Here is a 13,764-nt window from a genome sequence, read left to right on the forward strand (position 1 = left end):
GCCGGCCCGTCACCCCTGCCCGGGTCCGACAGCTCCGTCGGCCCATTGACCTCTTGACCTCGCTTACGCACCTCGAGTAAGCAGTGCCATCCGCTCTTTCGATCCTGACAAGTAGACCACCATGGACCATGAGGCCGAGCTCGCCCGTCGAGCCCAGGCACTGAGCGGCTCCGAGCTGAGCCGCGCCGACGTCGTCGGGTTCCTGCTCGACGCCGCCGACCTCCTGGGGGGCCCGCCCCTCCAGATGCTCGGGCCGGGGATCCGTTTCCGCTGGTACCGCGGCCCGCGGGTCATCGAGATCACCCCCGCGCGCAGGCCCTACTCGGTGAGGGTCTCCTCCTTCGACCGTCACGAGGTCGTCGACACCATGGAGTACCTGGCCTTTGAGTACTGGGAGCCCGGTCTGATGGACACGCCCTACCTCTGTTCGGCGCTCCTCGCCGAGCCGCCGAACGGCTGGTGGTCGCCGGGCAGGCCGGAGGTACGCAGCTGGTCGCAGTTCGAGGCCACCATCGGACGGCTGCTCGACCAGCTGCCTGGGGACCTGGCGCTGACCCCGCAGCCCTGGATCGAGCTCCTGCCCGCCGTCGGCCCCCGGGACGAGTGGAGCAATCTCGCCTACCTGTGGAACGTCAACAGCCCCTCGTTCACGGGCGGGGTCAGCCTGACGTCCACCCCCGAGGGCGTGGAGGTCTACAGCGCTCTGCCGGACCGCGACCTCCGTATCCTCGTCCCCAGGGAGATGCTCGACGCTGGCGAGGTCTCGATGACCGATGTCGTGGCGGGACTCACCGGAGGGGCCGGCATGACCGCGCTGCGCTTCTTCGACACCGAGGCCTTCGATTTCGCCCCGGAGACGCCCCGGGAGTGGGAGGAGCTCGACCCTCTCGAGGAGGCTGCCACCGACACGCGCGAGGGCATCAGCCCCGAGGCGCTCCAGGCACTCATCGCCGCCAGGACCCGGCAGGAGGATTGAGGACCCGAGCCGGCGTCGGGCACCGCCCTCGAGCCGGTCGCCGTGCACCTCGGCCTGCCGATCCCCCAGGCGGTCGACGCCATCGACCGGATCCTGGTCGACTTCCCCCCCGTCCCGGAGGTCCTCGCCGGTCTGGGTGGCCTGCCGGGTCAGAGGTACGGCGAGCCGGTCCTGGTCGGGCAGGGCTGGGAGGCCAGCCTCCGGCCACGGCCGTTCGGGGGCGAGGAGATCACTCTCGCACCGTGTCTCCGTCCCGAGGCCGGCCGGTACCCGGTGGAGGCTCTGGCGGCCGGTGCGGACCGGCTCGGCACTGAGCTCGCGCGACGCCACGGCGACCCGTGCTCGATGGAGGCCGACAGCAGCGGCGCCGTGCGGCGCCTGCTCCGGGCCGGCCGGACCGGAGTTCTCGTGAGCACAGCCGGCGGCAGACTGAGCGTGAGCATCGACGCACTGGACAACCAGCTGTGACACCAGTGAGGTCGTCACTCTGCCAGTGAGGTCGCCACAAGGCCGGTGAGGTCGCCACAAGGCCGGTGAGGTCGCCACAAGGCCGGTGAGGTCGCCACAAGGCCGGTGAGGTCGCCACAAGGCCGGTGAGGTCGTATGACGGACACGCGACCTCACCGGCTGAGTGGCGAACCGACGAGCTTGCCTCGATGTCCGAGCGCCGGTTCCCCCAGCGTGCCCCCACCCTCCCCGACCTCGACCGGTCGAGTGAGCTTCGACCGGTCATGTAAACCTCGACCGGGCTATTGCTGTCACACAGACGGTCGACATTTACATGACCGGTCGAGGGGAACGAATCACGCCCAGGCGGCGCGTGGTCCAGGACAGGGCGACACCTACCCGCAGCCTGTGAGATCAGTCCTCTCGATCGTTGATTGCACGGGGGCGGTTGTGGGTGGTCGGTGAGTGCGGGGTGGCGGCGTCGAGGAGTGGCCGGCGAGGTGGTGGGCGGGCGTGTGTGTCGCGCGGGACCTCGCGCTCGTCGTCGGTGGGTGAGTCCGGGGGTCGGTGTGCGAGCCCCGTCCTCGTGCCGCGAGCCCCGTCCTCGTGCGTCCTGGCCCGCGCCCCACCCCACCTCACCCCGTGGAATCAATCATCTCGAGGCGGTCCGGGCCGACGACGGCTTCCCACCTGCGTCGGGTCATCGATTGAGAGTGAACCGCAACACATCCCTCTGTGCTGCGGCGATATGATTGACCCCGTCACCAGCGGCCCTGTGGTCGCTCGATCTGATCGAGGAGCCTTGTCATCGCACTGTCGTACGCCCACGTCGTCGCGCTGGGGGGCACCGCGGTCCTCATCGCGCTGGTTGTCCTCGTCGTGGTGGTCGTAGTCAAGACGCTCAGAAGACGCGACAAGTAGGGCGGCCGTCGCCCGGAACGCGGGCCGATCGCCGTCACGTTGGCCTCCGGCCGCCCCGACGGGGACGGCCGGAGGCCAGCCACCATGTCGGCAGGGCGATGAGCGCGAGCAGGCCCAGGGTCCACACGGGCGTGCGGACGAGCTCCCACACGAACAGGACCCCGAAGACCGGGGCGCGCTGCGTGACCGCCAGGACCGTCCCCGCGCCCACGAGCGCGAGCACCGCAACGCTCACCTCGAGCCCCGCCAGGGTGCAGGCGACCGCGACGGCGGCGCCCGCACTGCCCCCCAGGGCGAAGGAGGGTGCGAGCAGGCCGCCCGTCGCGCCCGCACCCAGGGTGAGCGCCGTGAGAAGCGGCTTGAGCGCCACCACCGCGACGAGGGCGACGAGCGCGGGAACCGTGGCCGGGGCCCCCAGGGCCGCCTCGAGCGCGTCCCTGCCGTTGCCCGGCAGGACCGGCAGCCACAGGGAGACCGTGCCGGTCAGCGCCCCCGCGGCGCCGATACCCACAGGCAGCGCCCAGGTGTCGGGCAGCCGGTGGACCCTGAACCACGCCCACAGCCCGCGCGCCCCCACGCCGAGGGCGAGCGCCAGGGGCGCCACGAGGAGCGCGCCCGCCACCGTGGCGGCATCGGGTCCGTCCACGACCACCTCGAGCGCGGGCCGTCCGCGGGAGTGCAGCCACGACACCGCCGTGGCGATGAGACCCACCGGCAGCGCCAGGGCCACTCCCCGGCGGCGGGTCCCGGCCACCATCGTCATCTCGACGGCGAAGGCCGCCCCGCCCAGGGGGGCGTTGTACATGGCGGCCAGCCCCGCCCCCGCGGAGGCGGCCAGCAGCAGCGTCGTCGTCCCGGCGCCCAGGCCCAGCCCGGAGCAGATCCGGGCCGCGGCGGCCCCGGCGATGAGGCGAGGGGCGCCCTCCCGGCCCACGGAGTTGCCGGCGCCCACGGTGAGCACCTGCACGACGGCGTCAACCACGGGCCGCACCAGACCCATCCGTCGGGCGGTCGCCCCCGAGCGGTCGGCCACCGCGGCCTCGACACCCACGACGCCGCCGGTGGCCCGCAGCCACCACCACAGGGTGCCGGCCACGGCCCCGCCGAGAGCGGGGGCGAGCACCCGGCGCCACGGCGGCGCCGCCGTCACCCGCTGAGGAAGGCTCGTCCCCGTCGTGCCATAGAAGACGAGCTCGACGAGCTCGAGCAGGAGGGCCATCGCGATGCCGGCCGCCCCGGCCGCCAGGCCCGCCAGGACGACCGCGGCGCACAGTCGTGCCCCGCGGGAGGGCCTGGAGCCGGGAGCCGGACGGGAGACGGAGCGCATCGGCTCGACGATATGCCGGTTCCCGGCGTACGGCGACACCGCCGGGGGCTCGATGGGATCGGCTCGCTCCCCGGGGCGGCTCCCGGGCCGGTCAGGTACGCCCGCTCCCGGTCGCACGACCGCAGGAACGTGACCCAGTCCCCGCCCCGAGGCGGTTCCCGCGAGGGACCGGGCACTGGTAGCGTCGTGTCGCTTGCGGCGCCTCCGCCGTCCCACCCAGACCGGGAGTCCCATGCTCGTCACGCTTCTGCGCACCCGTCTGCGCCCCTACCGCCACCTCCTGGCCGGAGTCCTCGTCCTGCAGTTCGTGCAGGTGATGGCTTCCTTGTATCTTCCTAACCTTAACGCGGACATCATCGACGTCGGTGTGGCGCAGGGGGACACGGGTTATATCTGGCGTACCGGTGGGCTCATGCTGGGTGTGGCTGTCGTCCAGGGTGCGTGCGCGGTGGGGGCGACGTGGTTGGCGGCGCGCTCGGCCCTGGGGATGGGGCGTGACCTGCGAGGGCTCGTGTTCCGTCGGGTGGGGGACTTCTCGGAGCGGGAGGTCTCGGTGTTCGGGGCTGGTTCCCTCATCACCCGGACGACCAATGACGTCCAGCAGGTGCAGATGCTCGTGCTCATGAGCTGCACGATGCTCGTGACCGCGCCGTTGCTCGCGGTCGGCGGTGTCATCATGGCGGTGACCCACGCTCCGTCGTTGTCCTGGCTCGTGGCGGTGGCGGTGCCGGTGCTGCTCGTGGTCGTGGGGGTGACGATCTCGCGGATGGTGCCGTTGTTCCGGTCCTATCAGGAGAGGCTGGACGGTATCAACCGGGTCATGCGCGAGCAGCTGACCGGTATCCGGGTGGTGCGGGCCTTCGTGCGCGAGGAGGTCGAGGCTGAGCGCTTCGACGTGGCCAACCGTGAGATCTCCAGCGTCGGTGAGCGGATCGGGCAGCTGTTCATCTTCCTGTTCCCGGCTGTCATGTTCGTCCTGGACGTGACGATGGTGGGGGTGATCTGGTTCGGTGGTCACCAGGTGGGTCGGGGTGATGTCGAGGTCGGCACGCTCGTGGCCTTCATGACCTACCTCATGCAGATCCTCATGGGCATCGTCATGGCCAGCTTCATGACCATGATGATCCCGCGTGCGGCGGTGTGCGCCGAGCGGATCAGCGAGGTGCTGGAGACTGACACCTCCTTGACGGTGCCTCCTGACGCGACGACGGTCTTCCCCGCCCCCGGTGCGCTGGAGCTGCGTGGGGTGCGCTTCACCTATCCCGGGGCCCAGGAGCCGGTGCTCGACGACATCAGCTTCGTGGCCCGGCCGGGCACGACTGTGGCGGTGGTGGGGTCCACCGGTGCGGGCAAGACGACCCTGGTCAACCTCGTGGCCCGTCTGCTGGAGGTCACCAGCGGCGAGGTGGTCGTCGGCGGGGTCGACGTGCGCCGGGCCGAGCCCGAGGCGCTGTGGGCCCAGCTGGGGGTCGTGCCTCAAAAGCCCTTCCTGTTCGCCGGGACCGTGGCCTCCAACCTGCGGTTGGGGCGTCTGGAGGCCACCGACGCCGAGCTGTGGGAGGCTCTCGAGCTGGCTCAGGCCTCCGACTTCGTGGCGGCGATGGACGGCGGCCTCGAGGCCGAGATCTCCCAGGGAGGCACGAACGTCTCTGGGGGTCAGCGTCAGCGCCTGGCCATCGCCCGCGCGATCGTGCGCCGCCCGGCGGTGCTCGTCTTCGACGACTCCTTCTCGGCGCTGGACGTGGCTACCGACGCCCGCCTGCGCGCCGCCCTGTGGCCTGCGACCCGGGGGATCACCAAGCTCGTCGTGGCCCAGCGGGTCTCGACGATCACCGAGGCCGACCTCATCGTCGTCCTGGACGACGGGCGCCTCGTGGGTGCCGGCCGGCACGACGAGCTCCTGGCCGGCAACGAGACCTACCGCGAGATCGTCACCTCCCAGCTCGGAAGCGAGGCCCTGGCATGAGCGCCACCGACGAGCCCACCGCCCCCGAGGGGACCACCGCCAGGGACGAGGCGGACGCCGCCGCGGCGCTGGCCTCCTCCGAGGACTGGATGAACGGCCCGCCCCCGGGCAAGGCCACCGCCTTCTGGCCGTCCTTCACTCGGATGCTCGGGCTGCTGGCGCCCTTCAAGATCTCCCTGGCCGTGGCCGGGGTCTCGACAGTCGCCTCGGTGGTCCTGGCGGTCATCGCCCCCAAGGTCCTGGGCCAGGCCACCAACCTCGTGTTCGAGGGCGCCATCAGCGCCCGGATGCCCGCAGGGGTGACCAAGGACCAGGCGGTCGCCGCCCTGGAGGCCCAGGGGCAGGACCAGATGGCCGACATGCTGCGCGCCATGAACCTCGTGCCCGGCGCCGGCATCGACTTCGGCGCCCTGGGCAGGGTCCTGCTCACCGTGCTCGTGCTCTACCTGCTGGCCTTCGTGCTGTCCTGGCTCGAGGGCTTCGTCCTCAACCGCGTCATGATCAAGGCGATGTACCGGCTGCGCGTCCAGGTCGAGGACAAGATCCACCGCCTGCCGCTGTCCTACTTCGACCGCGTCCAGCGCGGCGAGCTGCTCAGCCGGGTGACCAACGACATCGACAACGTCGCCAACACCCTCCAGCAGTCGCTGGCCAGCGCCCTGAGCTCGGTGCTCACCGTGGTGGGCGTGCTCGTCATGATGCTGTCGATCTCCTGGCGCCTGACCCTCGTGGCGCTCATCGTCCTGCCGCTCATGGCCGTCCTGTTCGGCATCATCGGGCCGCGCTCCCAGAAGGCCTTCACCGTCCAGTGGGCCAAGACCGGCAGGCTCAACTCCCGCGTCGAGGAGTCCTTCTCCGGTCACGCCCTCGTGCGCACCTACGGCCGGACCGCGGACTTCCGCGCCGACTTCGACCGGGACAACGAGGACCTGTACCGGGCGAGCCTGCGAGCCCAGTTCCTGTCGGGCATCATGATGCCGATCATGCAGGTCGTGGGGAACCTCGCCTACGTGGCCATCGCCGTCGTCGGCGGCTACATGGTGGCCAGCGGCAGCCTGCGCCTGGGCGACGTCCAGGCCTTCATCCAGTACTCCCAGCAGTTCTCCCAGCCCCTGGCCCAGCTCGGCGGCATGGCCACCGCCGTCCAGTCGGGCACCGCCAGCGCCGAGCGCATCTTCGACCTGCTCGACGCCGCCGAGCAGCGCCCCGACACCGTCCCGGCCACCGGAGCCGGGACGGGGGGCGCCGGGGTCATCGAGATGGAGCATGTCCGCTTCTCCTACGACCCCGACACCGAGCTCATCCGCGACCTGTCGCTGCGCGTCGAGCCGGGCCAGACCGTCGCGATCGTCGGCCCCACCGGAGCGGGCAAGACCACCCTGGTCAACCTTCTCATGCGCTTCTACGAGATCGACTCCGGACGCATCACCCTCGACGGCACCGACATCGCCTCGATGAACCGCCACGACGTGCGCGCCCGCACAGGCATGGTCCTCCAGGACCCCTGGCTCTTCCAGGGCACCATCCGCGAGAACATCCGCTACGGACGCCCCGGAGCCACCGACGCCCAGGTCGAGGCCGCGGCCAAGGCCTGCTACGTCGACCACATCGTGCGCGCCCTGCCCCAGGGCTACGACACCGTCCTGGACGAGGAGGCCGCCAACGTCTCGGCCGGTGAGCGCCAGCTGCTCACCATCGCACGGGCCTTCATCGCCGACCCCGCCGTCCTCATCCTCGACGAGGCCACCAGCTCGGTCGACACCCGCACCGAGCTGCTCGTCCAGAACGCGATGGCCGCCCTGCGCCAGGGACGCACGAGCTTCGTCATCGCCCACCGCCTGTCCACCATCCGCGACGCAGACACCATCCTGGTCATGGAGCACGGCGACATCGTCGAGCAAGGCAACCACGCCGAGCTGCTCGAGCGCGGCGGAGCCTACGCCCGCCTCCACGCCGCCCAGTTCACCCAGGCGGCCGTGTGACCCGGGGCGGCGGGGGCACCTGCCCCCGCCGCCCCGCGGTGCTCACCCGGACTGCTCCTGCGCGGCGCGCTCGACCAGGGCGTGGAAGTCGGGAGCCTGCTCGACCGTGAGGGGACCGGTGTCGAGGTTGACCAGCCCGATCGCCTCGCGCAGCCCCATCCACCACTGGTGGCGTGGGCGGCGCGCGACCAGGTCGAGCTCGTCGTCCATGCGCTCGAGGCGGTGGTGGGTGATGCGTCCCCCGATGAGGCCCACGTAGCTGGAGTGGCACGACCCGGCCTCGAGCTGGTCGGCGATGAGCTCGAGGGCGTGGGCCACGAGCTTGGTGGCCATGATCCTGTCGAAGGCGGAGGGGTCGCCGCCCTGCTGGAGGTGGCCGATGGCCGCCTCCCGCACGTCGTAGAGCCCGCTGCCCTCCTCCGAGAAGATCCTGGCGAGCACCTCGCGGGTGTAGTTCTCCGAGGCCCGCTCGTTGCGCACGACCAGGTAGAGGCGGCGTCCGGCGCGGAAGGCCTCGACCATGCGCTCGGAGTCCTCCCGGAGCCCGGCGAGCGTGACGCCGTCCTCGTTGAGGTAGACGAGCTCGGCCCCGGTGGCGATGCCGCTCATGAGGGCCAGGTAGCCGCAGCGGCGCCCCATCGTCTCGGTGACGAAGCACCGGTGGGATGCGGCTGCCGACTGCTTGATCGAGTCCAGTGCGTGCACGGCGTTGTTGAGCGCGGTGTCCGCCCCGATACTCAGCTCGGAGCCGGGCAGGTTGTTGTCGATGGTGGCCGGCACGCACACGATCGGGATCTTGAAGGCGGGGTAGCGGTCGCGCTCGGTGACGAGCTTGTGCGCGGCGAGGTAGGCGTTGAAGCCGCCGATGACGAGCAGGGCGTCGATCTCGTGGGACTCGATCGACCGGCCCAGGGCGTAGAGCTGCTCGATGGTGGGGATCTCTCGGCGCGTGCCGAGCTCGGCGCCGCCGTTGCCCACCCAGCCCTCGACGTCGTCCCAGGACAGCTCGTGCACGTCGCCGTCGAGAAGGCCGGGGAAGCCCCCGTAGACGCCCAGCATCGTGAAGTCGTGGTCGAGGCCCAGGCGGACGGCGGCACGGGCAGCCGTGTTCATCCCCGGGGCCAGGCCGCCGGCGTGGATGATCGCCACCCTCTTGTTGCGCTGACCTGCCTTGGGCGTGGGCACCCCGTACAGGGAGGGGGGAGTGGACATGTTCTCGAAGAGCACGAGCATCTGCCCGAAGCTGGTGCCCCGCGCCTGGACGGCGCCGAGGTAGTCGCCGGCGGCCACAAGGTCCTTGACCTCCTGCGTGGCGCGGATCTGCTCCATCATCGGCAGGCGCTCGATGCGGTTGTGCCGCTCGGCGATGATGCACGGCTCCGTGCCCGCCTCGGCGGTGAGCACCTCGCGGGCCGCCGTGCAGCCCAGGAGCGTCGACATCCAGCGGTCGTAGGCGCTGGGCTTGCCGCCCCGCTGGACGTGACCGAGGATCGTCACGCGGGCCTTCTCCCCGAGACGGTCGGCCAGGACCTGCTTGACGTCCTCCGCGGTTATCCTGTTGCCTGCCCGGTCAGTGGCGCCCTCGGCGACAATGACCATGGACTCGCGCCGCCCCGCCTGGCGGCCCTGGGAGAGCTTGCGGCACATGTCCTCCTCCCAGCCGTCGGCCGGGGGAAGCTCGGGCACGAGCACGTAGTCGCAGCCTCCGGCCACCGCCGCCATAAGCGCGAGGTAGCCGCAGTGGCGCCCCATGACCTCGACGACGAAGGTCCGCTGGTGGGAGGCCGCGGTCGAGGAGATGTCGTCGATGGCCTCGAGGATCCGGTGGAGGGCGGAGTCGGTCCCGATGGTCATGTCGGCCCCGACGAGGTCGTTGTCGATGGAGCCCACGATGCCGGTCACGACGAGGGCCGGGTGGGCCGCGGCGGTCTCCGGCGTGATCTGGCCGGACTCGACGAGCTCGGCGAGCAGGCCCGGCCAGTTCTTGCGGAACTCGTTGGTGCCGGTCAGTGAGCCGTCGCCGCCGATGACGACGAGGCGGTCGATGCCGTGCTCGAGCAGGTGGAGGGCCGCGGCGCGCTGGCCCTCCCGCTCGCGGAACTCCGGGCAGCGGGCGGTGCCGATGATCGTGCCGCCCCGGTGGAGCACCGAGCCCACGGCGTCCCAGCCCAGGGGGCGGATGGCGTCCCCTCCGGCCACGGCCCCGGCCCAGCCCTCCATGACGGCGTAGGGCTGCGCCCCCATGCGCAGGGCCGTGCGCACGACCGCCCGCACGGCGGCGTTCATGCCCTGGGCGTCTCCTCCTGAGGTGAGCACCCCGATGCGCACCGGATCGTCCGGGTCACCAGGAGCCTGGCTCGTGATCGTGCCGGTGGACGGGGAGCTGGCGGGCGCGGGACTGTCGGTCATGGCGGGGTCCTTCCGTGTGCGTGGCTCCTATTGTGGTCCGTGGTCGAGACCCGCGTCACGCCCCTAGGTCCCGGCCTGCTCGCCGCGGCCCCGCCGAGGTCGGCGCTTCGTCACGGTCCTGGGGGCTGCGCCGCGCTACGCTCGTGCCGGATGCCGCGACGGCCCGCTCCCCGGGCCGGGGACGCGGATGGAAGCGTGGGAGGACGAGCCGATGGACCTGTACGAGTACCAGGCGCGGGAGCTGTTCGCCGAGCACGGGGTCCCCGTGCTCGACGGCGGTACCGCCACCACCGCCCAGGAGGCCCGGGAGGTGGCGGAGCGCATGCTCGCAGCGGGCTCGACCCTCCTGGTCGTCAAGGCGCAGGTCAAGACGGGGGGCCGCGGCAAGGCGGGAGGGGTCAAGCTCGCGCGCAGCGCCGAGGAGGCCCAGGCGCGCGCCGAGGAGATCCTGGGCATGGACATCAAGGGCCACACCGTGCGCACCGTCCTCGTCGCCGACGGCGCGCAGATCGACACCGAGCTCTACGTCTCGATCCTCCTGGACCGCGCCGAGCGCCGCTACCTGGCCATGTGCTCCCGGCAGGGCGGGATGGACATCGAGACCCTCGCCAAGGAGCACCCCGAGGCCCTGGCCCGCGTCCCCGTCGACCCGCTCGAGGGCGTGACCCCGGCGGTGGCGGCCCGGATCGTGGCTGAGGCGGGCCTGCCCGATGACGGCCCGCAGGGCACGGCCGCGCGCGTGGCCGCGGTCATCGGCAGGCTCTGGGAGGTCTTCACCAGCCAGGACGCCACCCTGGTCGAGGTCAACCCCCTCGTCACCACGCCCGACGGCCAGATCCTGGCCCTGGACGGCAAGGTGAGCCTGGACGACAACGCCTCCTTCCGCCACCCCGAGCACGCGGCGCTGCGCGACTCCGGCGAGGCCGACCCCCTGGAGGCTCGGGCCAAGGAGGCCGGGCTCAACTACGTGCGCCTTGACGGGCAGATCGGTGTCCTGGGCAACGGCGCGGGCCTGGTCATGTCCACCCTCGACGTCGTCGCCGGGGCCGGGGAGCGCCACGGCGGCATGCGCCCGGCCAACTTCCTCGACCTGGGCGGGGGCTCCTCGGCCGAGGAGATGGCCACGGGCCTGGAGGTGGTCGCCTCCGACCCGCAGGTCCGTGCCATCCTCGTCAACGTCTTCGGCGGCATCACCTCCTGCGACACCGTGGCCAACGGCATCGTGACCGCCGTCGGGTCCCTCGAGGACCTCGACAAGCCGATCGTCGTGCGGCTGGACGGCAACAACGCCGAGCTCGGACGCCGGATCCTGGCCGAGGCCGCCCTCGACGGGGTGACCGTCGTCGAGACCATGGACGGCGCCGCCGACGTCGTCACCGCCATCGCCGAGAAGCTGGGGGCCTGAGCCATGAGCATCTTCCTCACCGAGTCCGACAAGGTCCTCGTCCAGGGCATGACCGGGGCCGAGGGCCGCAAGCACACCCGCCGCATGCTCAGCGCCGGCACGAAGGTCGTCGCCGGGGTCAACCCCCGCAAGGCCGGCACGACCGTCGCCTTCGACGTCGAGCCCATCGGCCCGGGAGCGCAGGCGGTGAGCCCCGGAACCGTCGAGGTGCCCGTCTACGGCACGGTCGAGGAGGCCGCGCGCGCCACCGGCGCGCAGGTCTCGGTCGTCTTCGTCCCGCCTGCCTTCGCCAAGGACGCCGTCATCGAGGCGGTCGACGCCGGGATGCGGCTCGTCGTCGTCATCACCGAGGGCATCCCGGTGGCCGACGCGACCTACGCGCGCGCCTACGCCGCCGGGCGGGGGGTGCAGATCATCGGTCCCAACTGCCCGGGCATCATCTCCCCGGGCCGCTCCAACGTCGGCATCACGCCTCCGGACATCACGGGACCGGGCCCGATCGGGCTGGTCTCGAAGTCCGGGACCCTGACCTACCAGCTCATGCACGAGCTGCGCGACCTGGGTTTCACCACGTGCATCGGCATCGGGGGCGACCCGGTGGTCGGAACGACCCACATCGACGCCCTGGCCGCCTTCGAGGCGGACCCCGACACGCGGCTCGTCGTCATGATCGGTGAGATCGGCGGGGACGCCGAGGAGCGCGCCGCCGCCTACATCGCCGAGCACATGACCACCCCCGTGGTCGCCTACGTCGCCGGGTTCACCGCCCCGGAGGGCAAGACCATGGGGCACGCGGGCGCCATCGTCTCGGGCTCGGCGGGCACCGCCGCCGCCAAGAAGACCGCCCTCGAGGCGGCCGGTGTGCGGGTGGGACGCACCCCCACCGAGACCGCCGAGATCGCTCGGGACCTGTACCGCCGGACCAGCAGCGTCGCGGCGCACGGGGCGTGAGCACGATCGCCGGCACGACGGCTCCCGCCCCCGGCGGCCGCGAGCGGGGCGGACGGCTCATCCCCGCGGACTGGCCCTACGCCCTGCGGGCGGGCATCGAGTCGGTCATGGCCGGGTGGCTGGTCGTCGTCGTGCCCACGCTGGCCGTCTTCGTGGCCACCTCCTCGATGGACGCGGCGGCCGCCTTGTCCCTGGGCACCGCCGTGCGCACCGGCACGGGCCTGTGGTCGCTGGCCTTCGGGGGGTCCTGGGGGACCCCGGGCTCCCAGGACGGCGTCCTGGGCCTGCCCCTGCTGGGCATGACCGGCCTCCAGGTGCTCCTGACCAGCTGGTCGGTGAGGCGCTCGCGCCTGACCGGACCGCTTGCCTGGGCCTGGACGGTCGCGGCGGCCGTGCTCACCGCCACGGTACTCGTGCTCGCCGCCGGCCCCCACGGATCACGGACGTGGCCCGCGGTGCTCGGAGTCGGCCTGCTCACCGCCGCCGTCGCCGCCCACCGGCTCCACGCCACGGGCCGCGGGTGGCCGGCGGTCACGCGCCGCTGGCAGGGCAGGCCCTCGTGGGTGCGGGTCGCCGTGGACCTCAGCCGGGACGTGGCCGTGGCCCTGGCGGTGCTCGTCGCGGCGGTGTCGGTGGCGGCCGTGGTCGCCGGGGCGGGGCGCGTGTCCCTCCTGCACGACGCGCTGTCGTCGGGGGGAGTCATCTCAGTGCTCGGCCTGGTTCTCCTCCAGATCGGGTGGGTCCCGACCCTGGGGGTGTGGGCGCTGGCGTGGCTGGCCGGCCCGGGCTTCACGGTCGGTCAGGGGAGCGTGTTCGCCCCCGACCTCGTCGTGCCCGGCACGGTGCCGGCCGTCCCGCTGCTCGGCCTGCTGCCCACGACCTCCCTGGGAGCGGTCGGCCTCTACCTGCCTCTGGTCGTCACGGCAGCGGCGGTGGTCGTGGCCTGGCGCCGTCGTGAGGACCTGCGGGCCCTGGCCCCGCGGCAGGCCCTGGGCGCAGCAGGGGCGGCCGCCCTCGGAGTGGCCCTCGTCTCCCTCCTGGTGGCGTGGGCGGCCTCCGGCCCGATCGGCCCGGGGCGTATGGCCCAGGTCGGGCCCAACCTCGTCCAGGTGCCCGCCTTCCTCGGACTCGAGGTCGGGGTCGGGCTCGTCGTCGTGGCCGCTCTCACCCACCCCTACTCTCGTGAGCTCGTCAGCAGGGGCGCCACCGCCACCACCGGTGCCCTCGGGGCGGCCGCCCAGGAGGCCCGGCGCCGAGCAGGGTCGCAGGCGGAGCCGCGGACCACCCGGACGACCCCCGTCAACGGCGAGCCCGAGGCGGTCACCGAGCCCCTCACCGAGGTCGCCCCGCCCGCCGCACCGGGCGGAAGGAAGGAATGAC

At 72.3% G+C, this 13,764-nt stretch carries 9 protein-coding genes; 7 read left to right on the forward strand and 2 right to left on the reverse strand.

Going from position 1 to position 13,764, the window contains the following annotated elements:
* Positions 1-121 precede the first annotated feature (121 nt).
* Together EL245_RS12475 and EL245_RS12480 are read left to right on the forward strand one after the other, a co-directional pair.
* Positions 122-976, forward strand: coding sequence for a hypothetical protein (locus tag EL245_RS12475; protein WP_126383591.1), 855 nt, complete (start codon positions 122-124; stop codon positions 974-976).
* A gap of 42 nt (positions 977-1,018) precedes the next feature.
* On the forward strand, positions 1,019-1,444 hold the full coding sequence (locus tag EL245_RS12480) for a hypothetical protein (protein WP_126383593.1): 426 nt from the start codon (positions 1,019-1,021) through the stop codon (positions 1,442-1,444).
* 934 nt (positions 1,445-2,378) lie between these two features.
* On the opposite strand, the gene EL245_RS12485 is transcribed toward EL245_RS12480, so the two are convergent.
* A complete protein-coding gene (locus tag EL245_RS12485; RefSeq protein ID WP_126383595.1) occupies positions 2,379-3,671 on the reverse strand; it encodes a chloride channel protein in 1,293 nt (430 codons plus the stop codon).
* A gap of 232 nt (positions 3,672-3,903) precedes the next feature.
* Here EL245_RS12485 and EL245_RS12490 point away from each other — a divergent pair, with 232 nt between their 5' ends.
* The gene (locus EL245_RS12490) at positions 3,904-5,637 is read left to right on the forward strand and encodes an ABC transporter ATP-binding protein (protein ID WP_126383597.1); all 1,734 of its coding nucleotides are present in this window, start codon (positions 3,904-3,906) and stop codon (positions 5,635-5,637) included.
* Positions 5,634-7,619, forward strand: a complete 1,986-nt coding sequence (locus EL245_RS12495; protein ID WP_126383599.1) for an ABC transporter ATP-binding protein — start codon at positions 5,634-5,636, stop codon at positions 7,617-7,619. Before EL245_RS12490 ends, EL245_RS12495 begins: the two co-directional genes overlap by 4 nt.
* 42 nt (positions 7,620-7,661) lie before the next feature.
* Here EL245_RS12495 and EL245_RS12500 read toward each other — a convergent pair whose 3' ends face one another.
* Positions 7,662-10,028, reverse strand: coding sequence for a 6-phosphofructokinase (locus tag EL245_RS12500; RefSeq protein ID WP_126383601.1), 2,367 nt, complete (start codon positions 10,026-10,028; stop codon positions 7,662-7,664).
* Positions 10,029-10,239: 211 nt separating this feature from the next.
* Between EL245_RS12500 and sucC the strand changes: the two genes are divergently transcribed.
* The 3 genes from sucC to EL245_RS12515 are packed head-to-tail and all read left to right on the forward strand — an operon-like array spanning position 10,240 to position 13,763.
* Positions 10,240-11,433, forward strand: a complete 1,194-nt coding sequence (gene sucC / locus EL245_RS12505) for an ADP-forming succinate--CoA ligase subunit beta (protein WP_126383603.1) — start codon at positions 10,240-10,242, stop codon at positions 11,431-11,433.
* Positions 11,434-11,436: 3 nt separating this feature from the next.
* Positions 11,437-12,384 (forward strand): succinate--CoA ligase subunit alpha, encoded by a 948-nt coding sequence (gene sucD, locus EL245_RS12510; protein ID WP_126383604.1) that lies wholly within the window; start codon positions 11,437-11,439, stop codon positions 12,382-12,384.
* Positions 12,381-13,763 carry a cell division protein PerM gene (locus EL245_RS12515; protein ID WP_126383606.1) on the forward strand — a complete coding sequence of 461 codons (1,383 nt, stop codon included), beginning with the start codon at positions 12,381-12,383 and terminating at the stop codon, positions 13,761-13,763. Before sucD ends, EL245_RS12515 begins: the two co-directional genes overlap by 4 nt.
* Position 13,764: the final 1 nt, after the last annotated feature.

Origin of the sequence: Actinomyces howellii (genome assembly GCF_900637165.1) — a bacterium.
Classification (GTDB): domain Bacteria; phylum Actinomycetota; class Actinomycetes; order Actinomycetales; family Actinomycetaceae; genus Actinomyces; species Actinomyces howellii.

Bases quoted from the DNA above. Each gene is read 5' to 3' on its own strand.
- EL245_RS12475 (WP_126383591.1), top strand. From the start codon at position 122: ATGGACCATGAGGCCGAGCTCGCCCGTCGAGCCCAGGCACTGAGCGGC.
- EL245_RS12485 (WP_126383595.1), bottom strand. From the start codon at position 3,671: ATGCGCTCCGTCTCCCGTCCGGCTCCCGGCTCCAGGCCCTCCCGCGGG.
- EL245_RS12490 (WP_126383597.1), top strand. From the start codon at position 3,904: ATGCTCGTCACGCTTCTGCGCACCCGTCTGCGCCCCTACCGCCACCTC.
- EL245_RS12495 (WP_126383599.1), top strand. From the start codon at position 5,634: ATGAGCGCCACCGACGAGCCCACCGCCCCCGAGGGGACCACCGCCAGG.
- EL245_RS12500 (WP_126383601.1), bottom strand. From the start codon at position 10,028: ATGACCGACAGTCCCGCGCCCGCCAGCTCCCCGTCCACCGGCACGATC.
- sucC (WP_126383603.1), top strand. From the start codon at position 10,240: ATGGACCTGTACGAGTACCAGGCGCGGGAGCTGTTCGCCGAGCACGGG.
- sucD (WP_126383604.1), top strand. From the start codon at position 11,437: ATGAGCATCTTCCTCACCGAGTCCGACAAGGTCCTCGTCCAGGGCATG.